The sequence below is a fragment of the Streptomyces sp. NPDC043908 genome (assembly GCF_056435525.1).
Map to the genome: position 1 here is coordinate 660831 of NZ_JBWKEI010000002.1, position 16733 is coordinate 677563.

The following is a 16733-nucleotide window of genomic DNA, read 5'->3' on the forward strand; positions in this document are numbered from 1 at the left end:
AAGGGCCCGCGCCCGGCCGGGCGCGGGCCCTTCGGCGTACGGCGGTCGGGTTCAGCCGAAGACGACGCACGAGGCCGCGGGGGCGGGCACCGAGCCCGCCAGGCGCGGGATGCCGCTCTCCTCGTAGAGGTCGAACCAGCTGACGTCCCCGGAGCGCTCGTTCGCCGCGTACAGGCGCCGGCCCGAGGGGTCGAGGGCGAGATGGCGCGGCCAGCGCCCGCCGCAGTCCACGGTGGCCACCAGGACGGCGTGCTCGCCGTCCGGATCGAGGGCGAGGGTCGCGATCGAGTCGTGGCCCCGGTTGGCGACCCAGAGGAACCGCCCGTCGCGGGCCACGACGACCTCGGAGGGGTACGTCCGCGTGGTCACGCCGTCGTGGATCACCCGGGTCTCCCCCAGCGGCTCCAGGGCGCCCTCGGCGGCGTCCCAGCGGCAGACGACGAGGGTGGGTTCCAGCTCGTTCAGGACGTAGGCGTGGCGTCCGTCGGGGTGGAAGGCCAGATGGCGCGGGCCGGTGCCGGGGCGCAGCGCGGTCGAGCCGTGGGGGCGCAGGACGCCGCTGGACCGGTCGAGGGCGCAGACCTCGACGGAGTCGGTGCCGAGGTCGACGCTCAGCAGCCAGCGCCCGCTGGGGTCGGGCAGCACCTGGTGGGCGTGCGGGCCGGTCTGGCGCTCGGGGTGGGGTCCGGAGCCGTGGTGCTCCAGGACGTACGCGGCGGGCCCCGGGCGGCCGTCGGGGCGGACCGGGAGGGTGGTGACGCTGCCCGAGGTGTAGTTGGCGGTGACCAGGTGCCCGGCGGTGAGGGCGAGGTGGGTCGGGGCGGCGCCCCCCACCGGTACCGGCTCGCCGAGCAGGACCGGGCGGTCGCCCCGTACGTCGAAGGCGGCGGCCGTGCCGTGCTCGCTCTCGCCCACCGTGTACAGGACGGTGGCGTCGGCCGACAGGGCCAGGAACGAGGGGTCGGGGACGGCGTCCGTGGTGCCCACGGGGGTGAGCGCGCCCGTCAGCGGGTCCACGGCGGCGACGGTCACGCCCTGTCCGCCCGCCGTGGTGAACGACCCGATGAATGCCCGCCCGGCGCTGCTCTCGGCCACCGTGCCACCCCTCTCGCGACTGCGCGCCGGGGCTGGGCCCGGCGCCGACTGCGGCGACCGTAGCAGGCGGTCTAGACCAACCGGCGGGCGACGCCCCGGTGCCCCGGCAGCCGGTGCGGGCCGTGGATCAGGCGTCGACCAGCGGTGACCCGGGGGCGGCCTCCAGGGGCCTGCCGAGGCTCACCAGGACGCGCTCCAGTTCGTGCAGGTGGGCCAGGGCCGGGTGCTCCGCGGCTGCGGCCTTGTGCTCGACGGCCGGCGGACGGGCCGCGGCCGCCTCGGTGGCCGGGGTGGCGACCAGCGCCGCCACGGCGGCCTCCACGCGCTCGCAGGCGGCGGCGAGCCGCTGGTCGTGGGATGCCTCGGCGTCGGCCGCCACGAGGGCCAGGTTGCGGGCCTCGCGGGCGCAGTCGTCGAGGTAGCCCAGGATCTGCCGGGCCCTGGCCTTCCGGGCGCGCCGGGGGTTGAGCGGGTGGACCAGCGGCGCCAGCGACAGCCGGACCCGGGCGAGGGTGTGCTCCAGCTCGGTGATGTGCGGCGTCGGGTCGGCGTCCTCACCGGCGAGGCGGGCGGCGGCGGCCGCGGCGGAGGCACGCACGCTGTGCAGGGCGTGCCGCACCCAGGAGTCCGTCGTGGTGTGCGTGGTGACCGGCAGGACGAGCAGGACGGCCAGGGCGGACCCGGCCAGGCCCACGCCCGTCTCGAAGAGCCGCAGGGCGAGCAGGTCGGTGTTCAGGACGCCCAGCAGCCCGTAGAGCAGGCTGGCCATGACGGTGACGGCGAGCATCATCCAGGTGTACGACACGGCGGCCGTGTAGAAGATCCCGAACACGCACAGCGCGATCAGCACCGCCGACGGCACCGGGGCGCCGTGCAGCGGGATCGCGACCGCCACCCCGCAGACGATGCCGATGACGGTGCCCAGGACCCGCCGGAAGCCGCGCACCAGCGTCTCGCCGCGGGACGTCGTGTTCACGAAGATCCACCAGGTCGCGCCCACCGCCCAGTACCAGCGCTCCTGCGACAGCAGCTGCCCGATCGCCAGCGCGAACGCGGCGCCGGTCATGGCCTGTACCGCCTGCCGCGTGGTCGCCCGGCGCAGGCCCCTGCCCGGGGCGGGCGCCGAGACCAGGGGCGGCGGCGGCAGGCGCCGCTCGTAGCACCACGCGCCGAACCGTACGGCCGCCGCCGTCAGGACGGAGAGGAGCACGGCCGCGTACAGCTCGGGCAGCTGGCCCGGGACCGTGTGCAGGAACTGCGTGATGAAGAACGCCATGAAGGCGAACACGCCCAGGGAGTGGCCGCGTGGACCCCAGCGCCGGGCGTAGACCCCGGCGCCGACGATCGCGAGGAAGGCCAGGTCCCGGGCCAGGGGGTGGGCGTGCAGCTCGGCGGCCAGGGCGAAGACCGGCAGACCGACCGCCGGCAGCAGGGCGGTGGTGACCGCCTGGCCGCGCACCGTCGGGTCGGTGACCGTGAAGAGAGCCAGCAGGGCCGCGAGACCACCGGTGATGGCCGCGACGAGCGAGTGGCCGGTCAGACCGCACACCGCGACCGCCAGACCGATGCCCACGACGGCCCGGGTCGCGCTGCGCAGCCGCATCCGCCCCGGGTCCGGAGCCACGAACACCCTCTTCAACACGGACCTGCTGCTCCTCTCCCGGGACGACATGAGAAAGGCGCTGCGGAGACCCGCAGCGCCATCGACCCGTCCATGAGATCACTCCCGGGCCCAATGGCTCAAGTGGTCCTCACCCGACTGAGCCATTGGTACGCCTCGTCATCCTCTTCCGCGTCCAGGCAGGTCCATCGGTCCAGCCTTCCTCAGTGTTCGCAGAGGCAGAACGGATGGCCCGCCGGGTCCGCGTAGACACGCCAGTTGGCCTCCTGGACCTGGTCCGTGCGCTCCAGCACGGTCGCGCCCAGGGCCAGCGCCCGCTTCTCCTCCCCTTCCAGGTCGTCCACGTCGAAGTCCAGATGGATCTGCTGCGGGTGCTCCTGGCCGGGCCACTGGGGCGCTTGGTAGCCGTCCACCCGCTGGAAGGCCAGCTTGGTGCCCTCGAAGCCGTGCACCTCGATCCAGTCGGAGTCGTCCGGGTCCGCGACCACCCGGCCGCCGAGCAGCTCCGCGTAGAACTCCGCCAGCCGTACCGGGTCGGCACAGTCCAGCGCGACCGCCTGCAGCTTTCGAATCACGTCCGACACCCCTCGCTCTCAGGTCACTTCCGTCACAGTCCTACAGCGTCGTACCCGCGGGGGCGCCCGCCATGCCCAGCGGCGCGCCGTCCGCATCCCACTGGGCCATTGGTACGGTTGAAACGCGTACGGCAGCACCAGGAAGGGACCGACGGACCATGGCGGTGGACGCGCTCGACACCCGGATCCTGCGGCTCCTCATCGAGCGGCCGCGCACCAGCGTCCGCGAGTACGCCCGGATCCTCGGCATCGCGCGCGGCACGCTCCAGGCGCGGCTCGACCGGCTGGAGCGGGACGGCGTGATCACCGGAACGGGACCTTCCCTCTCCCCCGCGGCACTCGGCCACCCCGTGCTCGCCTTCGTCCACGTCGAGGTCACCCAGGGCCATCTCGACGAGGTGGGGGACGCGCTCGCGGCCGTGCCCGAGATCGTCGAGGCGTTCTCCATCACCGGCGGCGGCGACCTGCTGACCCGGGTCGTGGCCCGCGACGCCGGTCATCTCGAAGACGTCATCCAACGCCTGATCCAGCTCCCGGGGGTGGTGCGCACCCGCACCGAGGTGGCGCTGCGCGAGCGGGTGCCGCACCGGCTGCTGCCGCTGGTGGAGTCGGTGGGGCGGGCCGCCGGAGCCCCGTAGACGGGGGGCGCGCCCCCCGCCGTCCCGGCCGGCCGGTCCCGGCGTCCCGTCCGCCTCCCGAGTTGCGTACCGCCGGGGAGGCGGAAGGCTGGAGGGCGACGCCCGTACCCGATCGGAGCACGGCCATCCGGCCGAGGAAGGGGACCGGCCCATGCAGGATCTCGTAGCGCTCACCGAGGAGCATCTGGATCTGGCACGTGTCGCCTCGCACGGCCGCAGCGCCCAGCTCGTCGTGCACGACGGCCCGCTGCGGCAGAGTGTGATCGCGCTGGCATCGGACTCCGAGCTCGACGAGCACAACGCGCCGCTCGCGGCCAGCCTCCAGGTGCTGCACGGCCATGTGCGGGTCACCTCCAACAGCGGCAACAAGGAGCTCCGCACGGGCCAGTTCTGCGAGCTGCCCAAGGAGCGCCACGGCCTGCTCGCCCTGGAGGACTCGGTGGTGCTGCTGACGGCCGTCACCGCCGTGGAGTAGGCCTCTCGCGGGTGACGCGGTCCGGGGCCGGCCGCGGCGCCGGACCGGTTCGCGCGCGCCCCGTCGCCTGGGTCACCAGGAAGGCGGCCGGCGTCAGCGCCCACGCCGCCACCGCGACCCACAGCAGCACCTCGCCGAGCGTGCGCAGCCCCCGGACGTGCGCGGAGGTGCCGGTGGAGAGGGTGGCCACGGCCGTCATGCCGAGCGGGAAGACGGTCGCCCAGCGCCGTAGGTCGTAGTGCGGCCGGGGCCGGACCAGCTCGGCGGTCAGCAGGATGGCGTACCAGGCGAGAGCGAGGCCGAGCAGGACCAGGGTGGTGTCGCGCAGGGCGTGGTGGGCGCCGCCGGTCCACAGCGGGGACGCGGTCAGTTTCGCGCAGGCCAGCGCCGAGATCGCCAGGGCGCCGCCCGCGATCCACTGGTCGCCCGCCCCGGTCCACACCTGGCGGAAGTCGAACCGGACGAGCGCCTCCCCGTAGAGCAGCACCCCGAGACAGAAGAGGGCGAGGGCGGCCCGGGCCGGCCAGTCGCCCTCGCCCGCCGCCGCGAGCGTCGCCGCCAGGACCGCCAGGCCCTGGGTCGCGACGCAGACGAGGAACGCGCCGCCGGGCATCCGGCGCCTGCGGTGACGCAGGACGGAGGCGAGCAGGAAGGGCCAGAGCACGGCGGCCAGGGCGAGCAGGGTGAGGGCGAGGTCCTGCCGGCCCAGCACCGAGAGCCGGGTGCCGAGCACGGCCGTGGCGGCGACGGCCGTCAGGGCGGCCGGGGTGTCGGCCTCGGCGCGCCAGCGCGGGCGGTCGCGCAGGAAGCAGATCGAGAAATCGACGGCGAGTACCAGCCACACCGCTCCGGCCAGCGCGAGCGCGGCGAGCGAGAGCGTCTCGTGGCCGACGAGGTGCAGACCGATGGAGACGATGCCGGTCGCCATGACGGCGGCGCCGGCCGCCGGGGGGAGTTCGGCCCACCACGGGCCGGGAGGACGGGTCACCGTGCCATCGGTACGCGGCAGCCGCCCCGTCCGCCACCCGGATGCGCCGACGGGACCGGCAGAAGCACCCGTTCCTGCTTGGTCCAGACCTATTGACGGAAGGTCTGGACCACTTTACGGTGTGGCGCAGCCGGACCCCGTGCCGCAACCGGACCCGTACGTCTCCAGGTTCCCCACAGCCCAGGAGGTACCCCCATGCTCGGTCGGATGTTACGTCTCGCGGGAGCGGGCCTGGCGCTGGCGCTCGCCGCGCAACTGCCCGCCGCCGCCGCGCCCGCCGCACCCCTCGGCGACACCTGCGCGGTCAAGTCGAAGCCCGCGGGCAAGGTGCTCCAGGGCTACTGGGAGAACTGGGACGGCTCCTCCAACGGCGTCCATCCGCCGTTCGGCTGGACCCCGGTCACCGACTCCCGTATCGCCGCGCACGGTTACAACGTGCTCAACGCCGCCTTCCCCGTCATCCGCTCCGACGGCACGGCGCTGTGGGAGGACGGGATGGACGCGACCGTGAAGGTCGCGACGCCGGCGGAGATGTGCGCGGCCAAGGCGGCCGGGCAGACCGTCCTGCTGTCCATCGGCGGGGCGGCGGCCGGGATCGACCTCAGCTCCGGCGCGGTCGCCGACCGGTTCGTCGCGACGATCGTGCCCATCCTCAAGACGTACAACTTCGACGGCATCGACATCGACATCGAGACCGGTCTGGTGGGCAGCGGGAACATCGGCCAACTGTCGGCCTCCCAGGCGAATCTCATCCGCATCATCGACGGGGTCCTCGCGCGGATGCCGTCGAACTTCGGACTGACGATGGCGCCGGAGACGGCCTATGTGACGGGCGGCAGTGTCACGTACGGGTCGATCTGGGGCGCGTATCTGCCGATCGTGAAGAAGTACGCGGACAACGGCCGGCTGTGGTGGCTGAACATGCAGTACTACAACGGCAACATGTACGGCTGCTCCGGCGACTCGTACGCGGCCGGCACCGTCCAGGGCTTCACCGCCCAGACCGACTGCCTCGCCAAGGGCCTCACGGTCCAGGGCACCACCATCAAGGTCCCCTACGACAAACAGGTCCCGGGCCTGCCCGCGCAGCCGGGCGCCGGGGGCGGCTACCTGGCGCCGAGCCTGGTGGCCCAGGCGTGGAACCGCTACGGCGGCGCGCTCAAGGGCCTGATGACCTGGTCGGTCAACTGGGACGGCTCCAAGAACTGGACCTTCGGCAACAACGTGAAGGCGCTGCAAGGGCGCTGATTGTGTTACTCCACTCCGGAACCTCACCTTCCGAAAACCTGCACACCGCATGCCCGAACCGGTCACGCCCGGCCGTCGGGGGCGGATCCGCCCCCGACGGCCGGGCGGCCGAAAAGGCCGGAGTGTCCCACTTGCGAGAAAGGGAGCCCGGCCGAACGGCATTCATGAAGTGAAGCTCGTGAAGAAGCTGCCACCGATTCCTCGACGGATGTGCACGAGAAGGCCGTTCACGACGGGACAAGGCCTGGTCAGGCCCGGTGGGATTGGCTGGGGGGCGCGTCAACGTGCTTTGATCCAGGCCCATGCGGAGCGGCCCCCGAGGGCCCTCGCCGCAGGGATTCCCCCCACACCATTCCCCCCCGTACGAAGGGCAGTTACTCCATGAACAACACCCCGCAGGTCGAGACCCGCGAGATCTCCGACGCCGACCTCGACAACGTGTCCGGCGGCCTCGTCGGCACCGTGCTCGGCAACGTGACCGGCACCGCCGACTCGCTCCTCCCGGTCTCGGGCATCGTGGGCTCGGTCACGGGTCTCGTCCACGCGACCACCGGTGTGAACACCGCTCCGGTCACCGGCCTGGCCTCCGGCCTCGTCGCCGGTCTCTGAGACGGCACGGGGAGCCCCGGAACCCGCTCGGTTCCGGGGCTCCCCGCATCCGTCCCGCAGGCAGGGGCAGCGTTCCGTGCAATTCCGTCAACAGGCCCTCAGCAAGCTCCAGTCACCGGAGGAACTCGACCTGCCGGTGCGTTTCGCGCGCCCGCAGGGGCGGCTCGTCCTCGCCGTCACCGTGGCCGTCATGGCCGCCGCCTGCTTCTGGGCGGTGACCGGGACCGTCTCCTCCACCCTGAGCGCGCCCGGCATCCTCACCCACGCCCGGGGCGGTTACGTCCTCCAGAGCCCCGTGGCCGGACAGGTCACCGGTGTACTCGCCGAGGAGGGCCGGCAACTCGCCGCCGGGGCGCCGCTGCTCAGGGTCCGCACCGAGCACGGCGACCGGACCGTCCGCGCCGTCGAGGCGGGCCGGCTCACCACGCTCCGGACCGCCGTCGGCGCGGTCGTCACCACCGGCGCGGACCTGGCGAGCGTCGAGCGGACCGGTGGCCCCGGTGATCCGCTGATGGCGATGCTGTACGTGCCGGGCGCCTCGGGCGCCTCGGTCCGGGTCGGCGCGGCGGTCGACCTCACCGTCGAGTCCGTTCCCAGCGGCCGGTTCGGTGTGCTGCGGGGCAGGGTGGCGGCCGTCGGCCGCGGCGCCCAGACCCCCGAGCGGATCGCCGCCTTCCTCGGCGACGCCCAGCTCGGCGAGCAGTTCTCGCGGCAGGGCAGGCCGGTCGCGGTCCTGGTCGCCCTCGACCGGTCGGCGGCCACGAAGTCGGGCTACCGCTGGTCCTCGACCCAGGGCCCGCCGTACCCGGTCGACTCCATGACCCTGGCCACCGGCTCCGTCCACCTCGCCGACCGGCGTCCCCTCGATTGGCTCCTCCCGTGACCGCACCACCCTCCTCCCCCGCGCCCCCGCGGCTCCCGCCCCCCGGCCGCGGCCGCCACCGCCCCGAGAGCGCCCCGGCGGGCAGGCGCCGGGCCCGCCCGGCGCCGAGGGCGAGGCGGACGAGGACCGTGCGCACCCCCACCGTCCTGCAGATGGAGGCCCTGGAGTGCGGCGCCGCCTCCCTGGCGATGGTGCTCGCCCACCACGGCCGCCATGTGCCGCTGGAGGAGCTGCGCATCGCCTGCGGTGTCTCGCGCGACGGCTCGCGGGCCAGCAACGTCCTGAAGGCCGCCCGGAGTTACGGGCTCACGGCCAAGGGCATGCAGATGGAGCCCGCCGCGCTGGCGGAGGTGCCGGCCCCGGCCATCCTGTTCTGGGAGTTCAACCACTACGTCGTCTACGACGGCATGGGCCGCCGTCTCGGGCGGCGCGGTGTGTACATCAACGACCCCGACAAGGGCCGCCGGTTCGTGCCCGCGGAGGACTTCGACACCAGCTTCACCGGCGTGGTCCTCGTCCTCGAACCCGGCGACGGGTTCCGCCGCGGCGGCCGCAGGCCCGGGGTGCTGCGCGCGCTGCCGACGCGGCTGCGCGGGACCACCGGCACGATGCCGGTCGCCCTGCTCGCCAGTCTGCTGCTGGTGGCGGTCGGCGCGACCCTGCCCGCGCTGAGCCGTACGTACATCGACACCTTCCTGATCGGTGAGCAGACCTCGCTGCTCGGCACGCTGTTCGCCGCCATGGGCGCGGCGGTGGCGCTCACCGCCGCGCTGACCTGGCTCCAGCAGGCCAACCTGCTGCGCGGGCAGATGATCTCCGCCACCCTCGGCGGCGCCCGCTTCTTCCGGCACCTGCTGCGGCTGCCGGTCACCTTCTTCGCCCAGCGCAGCCCCGCCGACCTCGTCCAGCGGCTCCAGTCCAACGACGCGGTCGCCGAGACCCTGGCCCGCGACCTCACCGCGGCCGCCGTCGACGGTGTGGTGGTGCTGCTCTACGCCGTCCTGCTGTGGACCTACGACCCGCAGCTCACCGTCATCGGCGTGGGCATCGCCCTGCTCAACGTGGTCGCGATGCGCGTGGTGGTACGCCTGCGGGCCACCCGTACGCAGAAGCTGCGGGCCGACAGCGCCCGGCTGACCAACACCTCGTACACCGGCCTTCAGCTGATCGAGACGATGAAGGCGACCGGCGGCGAGGACGGCTACTTCCGGCGCTGGGCGGGGCAGCACGCGACCACCCTGGAGGAGCAGCAGCGCCTCGGGGTGCCCAGTGCCTGGCTGGGGGTCGTCGCCCCGCTGCTCGCCACGCTCAACAGCGCGCTCATCCTGTGGATCGGCGGGCTGCGGGCGGTCGAGGGCCAGCTGTCGGTGGGGCTGCTGGTGGCGTTCCAGGCGCTGGTGACGCGCTTCACCGCGCCGGTCACCCGGCTGAACTCGGTCGCGGGCCGCGTCCAGGACTTCGCGGCCGACGTCGCCCGGCTCAAGGACGTGGAGAACTTCCCCGTGGACGCGCTGTACACGCGCGAGGAGCGGCCGGACCGCACCCGCAGGCTCCGGGGCCATGTGACGCTCGACGGCATCACGTTCGGCTACAGCCCGCTGGACGCGCCGCTGCTCTCCGGCTTCTCGCTGTCGGTGGGGCCGGGGCAGCAGGTCGCGCTCGTCGGCGGCTCCGGCAGCGGCAAGTCCACGGTGTCCAGGCTCGTCTCGGGGCTGTACACCCCCTGGGAGGGCACGATCCGGATCGATGGGCAGCGCCTGGAGGACATCCCCCGCGGCGCGCTCGCCGCCTCGGTGTCCTTCGTCGACCAGGACGTCTTCCTCTTCGAGGGCACCGTGCGGGACAACGTGGCGCTGTGGGACCCCTCGATCCCGGACGAGGCGGTCGTCGCCGCCCTGCGGGACGCGGCGCTCCACGAGGTCGTCGCCCGCCGGCCCGGCGGCATCCACGCCCGGGTCGAGCAGGACGGCCGCAACTTCTCCGGCGGGCAGCGCCAGCGTCTGGAGATCGCCCGCGCCCTGGTGCGCAGCCCCAGCGTCCTGGTGCTGGACGAGGTGACCAGCGCCCTGGACGCCGAGACCGAGCAGATCATCATCGACAACCTGCGCCGCCGCGGCTGCGCCTGCGTGGTGATCGCCCACCGGCTGAGCACGGTCCGCGACAGCGACGAGATCGTGGTCCTCGACCACGGGTCGGTCGTGGAGCGCGGACGCCACGAGGAGCTGCTCGCGGCGGGCGGCCCGTACGCCGAGCTGGTCAAGGAGCACTGAGGTGACCTCCGTGAACGACCTCGCCGGCCCCCCGCACGACCCCGTCCTCGCGGCGCTCGGCGGCCTCGGCCGGGACATCGACTGCACCGGGCTGCGCGGCTTCTCCCTGGAGGGTCCGCAGGTGCTGTGGCTGGTCGTGGACGGCGCCCTCGACCTGTTCGCGGTGGACGCGGCGGCGCAGGGCCACTGGCACTTCCTCGGCCGTCTGGAGCCCGGCACGCTGCTGCTGGGCCCGGTCGAGGGCCCCCAGCACACCCTGGTGGGCAGGCCGCTGCGCGCGTGCGTGCTGCGCCGGATCCCGCTGCGGGAGCTGTACCGGAGCGCGTCGGCGGACGCGATGGCGTACGAGGGCGGGTACGGCAGCAGCTACGACACCGGGGACACCGCCCTCAGCCTCCTGGAGCACGCCTTCTCGCTCGGCGTCGGGCGCGGTCAGCGCGTGCTGTTCGAGGCCCCGCTGGACGGCCGGACGACTCCGGAGGAGCCGGCCGCCGACGACGACGTCCTGTGGCTGCCGGTCTCCCCCGGCAGCGTCCAGTACGGCGCCGCGTTCAGCGCCGAGGCGGCCGGGGACCTGCTGGTCGACGGGGCGTTGTGGCAGGGCATGGTCAACCGGCAGTACCGGCTGCTGTCCGCCCTCGACCGCTGGATCGAGCGCGTGGAGCGCGCCCACGAGGACCGCACGGCGGCGGGCATCAAGGCGGGCGAGGCCGTCCGCGAGGAGGCCGACCGGGCCCTGCTCACCTCGATCGGCCGCCCCGGCAGGGCGCCGTCGCGCACGGCCGGGGCGGGGGACGACGCCACGTACGCGGTGTGCGCCCTCGTCGCCCGCGCGGCCGGGATCACCCTCACCGAGCCGTCCCTGGCCGGCGCGGTGAGCGAGCGGATCGACCCCGTCGAGCAGGTGGCGGTCGCCTCCCGGGTCCGCAGCCGCCCCGTCCGCCTGGACGGAAGCTGGTGGCGCCAGGACGCGGGCCCCCTGGTGGGCCGCAGGGCGGCGAGCGGAACGCCGGTCGCCCTGCTGTGGCGGCGCGGCGGATACGAGGCGGTGAACCCGGCGACGGGCCGGCGCACCCGGGTCGGCGCGGCCAACGCCGGGGAGTTCGAGGCGCGGGCCGTCATGTTCTACCGGCCGCTGCCCGAGACACCGCTGAGCCTGTGGGGGCTGCTGCGGTTCGGGCTGCGCGGCGCCCGCGCGGACCTGCGCAACCTGGTCCTGGCCGGACTGGTCACGGTGGGCCTCGGCGCCCTGGTGCCGCTGGCCACCGGCCAGGTGCTCGGCGTGTACGTACCGCAGGCGCGGACCTCGCTGATCGCCCAGGTCTCACTGGCGATCATCGTCGGCGGGGTGGTCGCGGCGGCCTTCTCCCTGATGCAGAACCTGACCCTGCTGCGCATGGAGGGGCGGATCGAGAGCACCCTGCAACCCGCCGTGTGGGACCGGCTGCTGAGGCTGCCCACGCGCTTCTTCACCGAGCGCTCCACCGGTGAGCTGGCGAGCGCGGCGATGGGGGTGAGCGCCATCCGCCGGGTGCTGTCGGGGCTGACCCCGGTGGTGGTCCAGGCGGGCACGGTCGGGGCGGTGAACCTGGCGCTGCTGCTCTGCTTCAGCGTTCCGCTCGCCCTGACCGCGCTCGGGATGCTCGCCGTGATCGCGGCGGTCTTCCTCGCCCTCGGCATGCGGGAGCTGCGCTGGCAGCGCCGGCTGGTCGAGCTGGGCAACAAGCTCAACAACCAGGCGTTCCAGACCCTGCGCGGACTGCCCAAGCTGCGGGTCGCGGCGGCCGAGAGCTTCGCGTACGGGGCGTGGGCGCGGGAGTTCGCCCGCAGCCGGGAGCTCCAGCAGCGCGCCGACCGCGTCAAGAACCTGACGACGGTGCTCAACGCCGTCTATCTGCCGCTCTGTTCGCTGGTGATGTTCGTCCTGCTCGCGGGCCCGGCGCGGGGGTCGCTGTCGGCGGGCGCCTTCCTGGCGTTCACCACCTCCGTGACCATGGTGCTGACCTCGGTCACCCAGCTCACCGGGGCGTTCCTGTCGGCCGCCGCCGTCCTGCCGATGTTCGAGCAGATCAAGCCGGTGCTCGACGAGGCCCCCGAGGCCCGCGGCGCCGGCACGCAGCCCGGAGCGCTGTCGGGGGAGATCGAGGCCCGAGGCCTGTCGTTCCGCTACACCGACGACGGCCCGCTGGTCCTGGACGACGTGTCCTTGAAGGTGCGGCCCGGCGAGTTCGTGGCGATCGTCGGTCCCAGCGGCTGCGGCAAGTCCACCCTGCTGCGGCTGCTGATCGGCTTCGACCGGCCGGTGGCGGGCAGCGTCCTGTACGACGGACAGGACCTCGCCGCGCTCGACCGGGCGGCCGTGCGGCGCCAGTGCGGGGTGGTCCTGCAGAACGCCCAGCCGCTCAGCGGGTCGATCCTGGAGTGCGTGTGCGGCGCGGAGGCGTTCACCCTGGAGGAGGTGGCGGAGGCCGTCGCCATGGCGGGGCTCGCCGAGGACATCGAGCGGATGCCGATGGGCCTGCACACGATGATCGCCGACGGCGGCGCGGTCTCCGGCGGACAGCGCCAACGCCTGATGATCGCCCAGGCGCTGGTGCGGCGGCCCCGCATCCTCTTCTTCGACGAGGCGACCAGCGCCCTCGACAACGAGACCCAGCGGGTGGTCATCGAGAGCACCCGCGCCCTGGACGCCACCCGTGTGGTGATCGCCCACCGGCTCTCCACGGTCCTGGACGCGGACCGCGTGATCGTGATGTCCGAGGGGCGCGTCGTCCAGGAGGGGCCGCCCGCCGAGCTCCTGGCGGACACGGGCGGGCGGCTCCACGAGCTGGTGCGACGGCAGTTGCGCTAGTCCCGGGCCGAGGACCCCTCAGAAGCTCACCTGGGCGCGGACGTCGGCACGGCCGACGGACTCCAGCTCGTACGTCGCGCAGTACAGCCGGCGGATGTACTCGATGTCGCGGTCACGGGCGCGGGCCTGCGCGACGGGATACAGCACCGTCAGCTCGTAACTGCGCTCGCGGTTGATGTCGCCGTCCTTGTCCCGCCACTGGCCGCGGCCCTCCTGGAGGGTGAGACCGGCCGGGAAGCGCGGGGTGATGACGTCCGCGACGAACTTCATGAACTCCGCCTCCGTGATGGGCGGTTTGCCCTGGTGGCGGCCGGTGCCGAAGTAGAGGTGCGTGGCGATGTGGGGGCTGCCCTGCCCTGTGCCCGGGGCGGCCGCGGTGGCGGACGGGGCCGTCCCGTAGGCGACCTCGGACACCGGTCCCCCGGTGGCGAAGAGGAGGGCGATCGCCACCAGGGCGGCGGCCGCGGGCGTGGAGATCCGAAGGTGCAGCATGCGGGTCCTGTCTGTCGACGGATGGTGGGGCCGTGCTCGGAACGTGTGGTTCGCGGAACAGGGCGGTGCTCGGAACGGGGCCGTCCTCAGACGGGGTGGTTCCGGGGGGTCAGGGCGTCCGGGCCGCAAGCCCGGCCGGGCAGCGACTCCCGCAGGAAGGCCGCCGCGTCCCGCAGGTTCGGCGGGGCGCCCGGGCTCGCCAGCAGCCGGTCGGCCGTGGCCGCGAGGGTCTCGGTGGTGCGTACGGAACCGATCCCGGCGGCCCGGGGGGCGAGCTCCGCGATCAGCGCCTCCGCCTCGCGCCAGGCCCGCGCCCCGGCCAGCGCCGCCAGGAGCTCCGCGGTGAAGAGGTGGCGGTAGGAGGGTCCTGGCGCGGTCGTCGCCTCGTACAGCAGGGGGACGGCCCGGCGCCAGGCGCCCAGCCGGGCGTGCACCCAGCCCTCGTGGCCGAGGAGTTCGGTCCGGTCGATCCACCACGCCCAGGGCGGGTCGCTCGGGGAAGCGCCGTCGAGGAACCGGTCGCGGGCGCGGGAGACGAGGGCCACGGCCTCCCGGTCGCCGCCCAGCAGGGCGGTCGCGTGCGCCCGGCGGACCAGGACGAGGCTGTCCACCAGGGCGGGCAGCGGGCGGGGCCCGGCGACCCGGGAGGCCGTCTCCAGCGCGGCCCTCGGACGGCCGGTGTGGGTCTGGAGCATGCTGTGGTTGAGGAGCGTCAGCCGGGCCGTGCCCCGGTCGCCGCAGAGCTCCGCGAGGGCGAGGGCGCGCGCGTTCATCCGGCGGGCCCGGCGGTAGCGGCCCGCGTCGAAGAGGATCCAGCCGATCACCTCGCTCAGCTCGGCGAGCGCGGCGAGCAGGTCCCGGTCGCGGACGCCGGTCCTGGCGGGGTCGGCCGACAGGTGCGGGATGCGGCGCAGCACCTGGCGCACGGCGGGCACGGCGGCCGTGGCGCCGCGTGAGGCGTCGAGGGCGACCAGCTCCGCGATCGCGCCGAGGGCCACGGGGACCAGGGCGGCCGGGTCGTCCTGGGTCTCTTCGGGGCGGCGGACTTCCGCGTCCCCCGCGCACGCCCGCGCACGGGCCGAGGAGGCCCGGACCGTACGCCCGCTCATGAGGTGACCCGGTCCTCGGAGCGCCGGGGGCGGCGCTGGGCGAGGGCGGTGAAGGAGGAGGCGACCTCCGTCAGCCACTCCACCTCGTCGCGGAAGTCCTCGTACGGCGGCCGGGCGGGGATGTCGGACGCGTCGGCCTGCTCGGCCCGCTCCTCGGGCGGACGGCTCAGCACGGCCCGTACCTGGAGCGCCTCGCCCAGCGGGGAGGTGGGGTCCTCGGGCAGGTCGAGCGAGCGCGCCTCGCGGGCGAACTCGGCGAGGGAGAGCGAGGTGCGCAGGGTCAGCTGGCCGTCGCGGATCTCGATGACGCGCCGGTAGAGGCTGTAGTGGAGGTCGCGGGGCGGGATGAGGTCGCGCGGCCAGCAGCGCGGCGGGTCGAGCGCGATGTCCGGCGAGGCCTGGTACAGCGCCCACCACAGCGGCCGCAGCCGCAGATACGAGCGGTAGCTGCGCAGCCAGCCGAGCGCACGGGTGATGTGGATGCCCCAGGACGGGATGGTCCAGCCGGTGATCTGGAGGAGGGCGCCGACGCTGCCGCACGACCACTGCACGGGGTCGAGGGCGGAGCCGTCGAAGTGGAACCGGGTGCCGGCGATCTGGATGCCCCGGGTGACGCAGTAGACCAGGATCAGGCTCGCGCCGACCGTCACCGTGCGCATGCCGACCTTGAGCCACTGGCGGTTGGCCATGGTGGTGAACCGCACGGAGAGCCGGACGGTCTCGAACTGCCCGATGGCGCACAGCACCAGGTAGAACGACATGTACAGCGCGTATTCGCCGTGCTGGATGCTGAGCAGGATCGTCGAGGTGGCCGTCGTGGACTTCGTCACGGGGCCGACCGCGATGGACGCGGCCACCAGCACCCCGAGCGCGACGCCGAAGAAGAGCACCCGGCGCCGGGCCCTGAGCCGGGCCTCCTCGGGGGGGCACGACCAGTACACGAGGACGACCTGCTGCGCCGCGGTGAGCACGACGACCGCCACCTGCACGATGAGCGAGGTGACGTTGGGGCGTCCGAAGAGGGCCGAGATGTGCACCCGCAGGGCGTCCAGGTCGACCAGGAAGCTGATCCCGGAACAGAGGAAGTAGGTGCACAGCGCCCACAGGGCCGTGTCGTGCCTTCTGCGCAGCAGATCCGGCAGCCGGTAGGCGAACGCCGCGAGGCCGCCGATGGCGCAGGTCCACGCCAGCAATCCGTAGACAGTGTTCATCCGTTGTCAGTCATCCGTTGCCAGTCACAGGTCGCCCGTCATCCGTTGTCCGGCTTTCCCACGCCGCTCTCGATCCGGGCGACGACCTCGGCGGCCTCGTCCGGGACGCCCCAGGCGGGTTCGAGCCATCGCTTGGTGGCCCGGGCGAGGATCAGCGAGGCCATCGTCTCGGCCTCCTGCTCCTCGTCGTCGCTGTAGCGCGAGCGCATCAGCATGCTCTGGACCACTCCCGGCTCCACGTCCCCGAACAGCCGCCCCGCGTCGCTCCGGTCGAAATTCACCGAGCCCCGGTGCTGGAAGGCGATATGCGCCAGCTCATGGGCGATGATGTGTTCTTTGTGTGACTGCGATGCGGCCTTCTCGTAAGCGATGACATCGAAGTCATCCATTTTCAGCCAAAGGCCGAAGAGATGACGCTCGGGGAACGGCATCGGAATGAGATGGATCGGCCGCCGGTTCTGCGCACTGAGATAGCGGTGCAGTTCCTCGATGCCACACCCGTGCTCCATGCCCCACTGCGCGAGCAGCGCCTCACAGGTATGACGGACCTCTTTGAGACGGCGCCTGCGCCGACGGCCCTCCGCTGACGGTAACGCTGAGTCAGGAAGCACGGAATTGACCCTCACTGATTCCATGAGCCCGTGATTCAGGGCCCCTGATCCCCGCGG

At 73.5% G+C, this 16733-nt stretch carries 15 protein-coding genes; 7 read left to right on the forward strand and 8 right to left on the reverse strand.

Annotated features, from left to right (window positions below; all coding sequences use genetic code 11):
• Positions 1-51 precede the first annotated feature (51 nt).
• The 3 genes from AC069K_RS07210 to AC069K_RS07220 form a co-directional block, all read right to left on the reverse strand.
• Positions 52-1095, reverse strand: coding sequence for a lactonase family protein (locus AC069K_RS07210; RefSeq protein ID WP_478612969.1), 1044 nt, complete (start codon positions 1093-1095; stop codon positions 52-54).
• 127 nt (positions 1096-1222) lie between these two features.
• Positions 1223-2737 (reverse strand): FUSC family protein, encoded by a 1515-nt coding sequence (locus AC069K_RS07215; protein ID WP_478612972.1) that lies wholly within the window; start codon positions 2735-2737, stop codon positions 1223-1225.
• A gap of 182 nt (positions 2738-2919) precedes the next feature.
• Entirely contained in the window at positions 2920-3291 is a 372-nt protein-coding gene (locus AC069K_RS07220; protein WP_365101543.1) for a VOC family protein, read from the reverse strand.
• Positions 3292-3449: 158 nt separating this feature from the next.
• Between AC069K_RS07220 and AC069K_RS07225 the strand changes: the two genes are divergently transcribed.
• Both AC069K_RS07225 and AC069K_RS07230 read left to right on the forward strand, forming a co-directional pair.
• Positions 3450-3929 carry an Lrp/AsnC family transcriptional regulator gene (locus AC069K_RS07225; protein WP_358832579.1) on the forward strand — a complete coding sequence of 160 codons (480 nt, stop codon included), beginning with the start codon at positions 3450-3452 and terminating at the stop codon, positions 3927-3929.
• A gap of 151 nt (positions 3930-4080) precedes the next feature.
• The gene (locus AC069K_RS07230; protein ID WP_365101545.1) at positions 4081-4404 is read left to right on the forward strand and encodes a cupin domain-containing protein; all 324 of its coding nucleotides are present in this window, start codon (positions 4081-4083) and stop codon (positions 4402-4404) included.
• Here AC069K_RS07230 and AC069K_RS07235 read toward each other — a convergent pair.
• On the reverse strand, positions 4388-5392 hold the full coding sequence (locus AC069K_RS07235) for a tellurite resistance/C4-dicarboxylate transporter family protein (protein WP_478612978.1): 1005 nt from the start codon (positions 5390-5392) through the stop codon (positions 4388-4390). The genes AC069K_RS07230 and AC069K_RS07235 overlap by 17 nt on opposite strands.
• Positions 5393-5587: 195 nt before the next feature.
• Here AC069K_RS07235 and AC069K_RS07240 point away from each other — a divergent pair, with 195 nt between their 5' ends.
• The 5 genes from AC069K_RS07240 to AC069K_RS07260 all read left to right on the forward strand — a co-directional run bounded on the left by AC069K_RS07240 (position 5588) and on the right by AC069K_RS07260 (position 13253).
• Positions 5588-6640: a chitinase gene (locus AC069K_RS07240; protein WP_478612981.1), complete on the forward strand. Its 1053-nt coding sequence runs from the start codon at positions 5588-5590 to the stop codon at positions 6638-6640.
• Positions 6641-7021: 381 nt separating this feature from the next.
• A complete protein-coding gene (locus tag AC069K_RS07245; RefSeq protein ID WP_365108935.1) occupies positions 7022-7249 on the forward strand; it encodes a type A2 lantipeptide in 228 nt (75 codons plus the stop codon).
• A gap of 76 nt (positions 7250-7325) precedes the next feature.
• On the forward strand, positions 7326-8132 hold the full coding sequence (locus tag AC069K_RS07250) for a hypothetical protein (protein ID WP_478612986.1): 807 nt from the start codon (positions 7326-7328) through the stop codon (positions 8130-8132).
• Complete coding sequence (locus AC069K_RS07255) at positions 8129-10402, forward strand: NHLP family bacteriocin export ABC transporter peptidase/permease/ATPase subunit (protein WP_478612989.1); 2274 nt, start codon at positions 8129-8131, stop codon at positions 10400-10402. Before AC069K_RS07250 ends, AC069K_RS07255 begins: the two co-directional genes overlap by 4 nt.
• Position 10403: 1 nt before the next feature.
• Positions 10404-13253 carry an NHLP bacteriocin export ABC transporter permease/ATPase subunit gene (locus AC069K_RS07260; RefSeq protein ID WP_478612992.1) on the forward strand — a complete coding sequence of 950 codons (2850 nt, stop codon included), beginning with the start codon at positions 10404-10406 and terminating at the stop codon, positions 13251-13253.
• A gap of 18 nt (positions 13254-13271) precedes the next feature.
• Here the strand turns inward: AC069K_RS07260 and AC069K_RS07265 are convergent, their stop codons facing one another.
• From AC069K_RS07265 to AC069K_RS07280, 4 genes are all read right to left on the reverse strand, one after another.
• On the reverse strand, positions 13272-13745 hold the full coding sequence (locus AC069K_RS07265; RefSeq protein ID WP_365108925.1) for a DUF3574 domain-containing protein: 474 nt from the start codon (positions 13743-13745) through the stop codon (positions 13272-13274).
• 86 nt (positions 13746-13831) lie between these two features.
• Positions 13832-14854, reverse strand: coding sequence for a DNA-binding protein (locus AC069K_RS07270; RefSeq protein ID WP_478612994.1), 1023 nt, complete (start codon positions 14852-14854; stop codon positions 13832-13834).
• Positions 14851-16065 (reverse strand): MAB_1171c family putative transporter, encoded by a 1215-nt coding sequence (locus AC069K_RS07275; protein WP_478612997.1) that lies wholly within the window; start codon positions 16063-16065, stop codon positions 14851-14853. The genes AC069K_RS07270 and AC069K_RS07275 overlap by 4 nt, the downstream gene beginning before the upstream one ends.
• A 38-nt stretch (positions 16066-16103) precedes the next feature.
• Positions 16104-16676 carry a M48 family metalloprotease gene (locus tag AC069K_RS07280; protein ID WP_365108916.1) on the reverse strand — a complete coding sequence of 191 codons (573 nt, stop codon included), beginning with the start codon at positions 16674-16676 and terminating at the stop codon, positions 16104-16106.
• Positions 16677-16733: the final 57 nt, after the last annotated feature.

What these genes read in the sequence shown, in the direction of transcription:
- AC069K_RS07270 (WP_478612994.1), bottom strand. Translation starts at nt 14,854, where the DNA reads ATGAGCGGGCGTACGGTCCGGGCCTCCTCGGCCCGTGCGCGGGCGTGC.
- AC069K_RS07225 (WP_358832579.1), top strand. Translation starts at nt 3,450, where the DNA reads ATGGCGGTGGACGCGCTCGACACCCGGATCCTGCGGCTCCTCATCGAG.
- AC069K_RS07230 (WP_365101545.1), top strand. Translation starts at nt 4,081, where the DNA reads ATGCAGGATCTCGTAGCGCTCACCGAGGAGCATCTGGATCTGGCACGT.
- AC069K_RS07245 (WP_365108935.1), top strand. Translation starts at nt 7,022, where the DNA reads ATGAACAACACCCCGCAGGTCGAGACCCGCGAGATCTCCGACGCCGAC.
- AC069K_RS07240 (WP_478612981.1), top strand. Translation starts at nt 5,588, where the DNA reads ATGCTCGGTCGGATGTTACGTCTCGCGGGAGCGGGCCTGGCGCTGGCG.
- AC069K_RS07265 (WP_365108925.1), bottom strand. Translation starts at nt 13,745, where the DNA reads ATGCTGCACCTTCGGATCTCCACGCCCGCGGCCGCCGCCCTGGTGGCG.
- AC069K_RS07275 (WP_478612997.1), bottom strand. Translation starts at nt 16,065, where the DNA reads ATGAACACTGTCTACGGATTGCTGGCGTGGACCTGCGCCATCGGCGGC.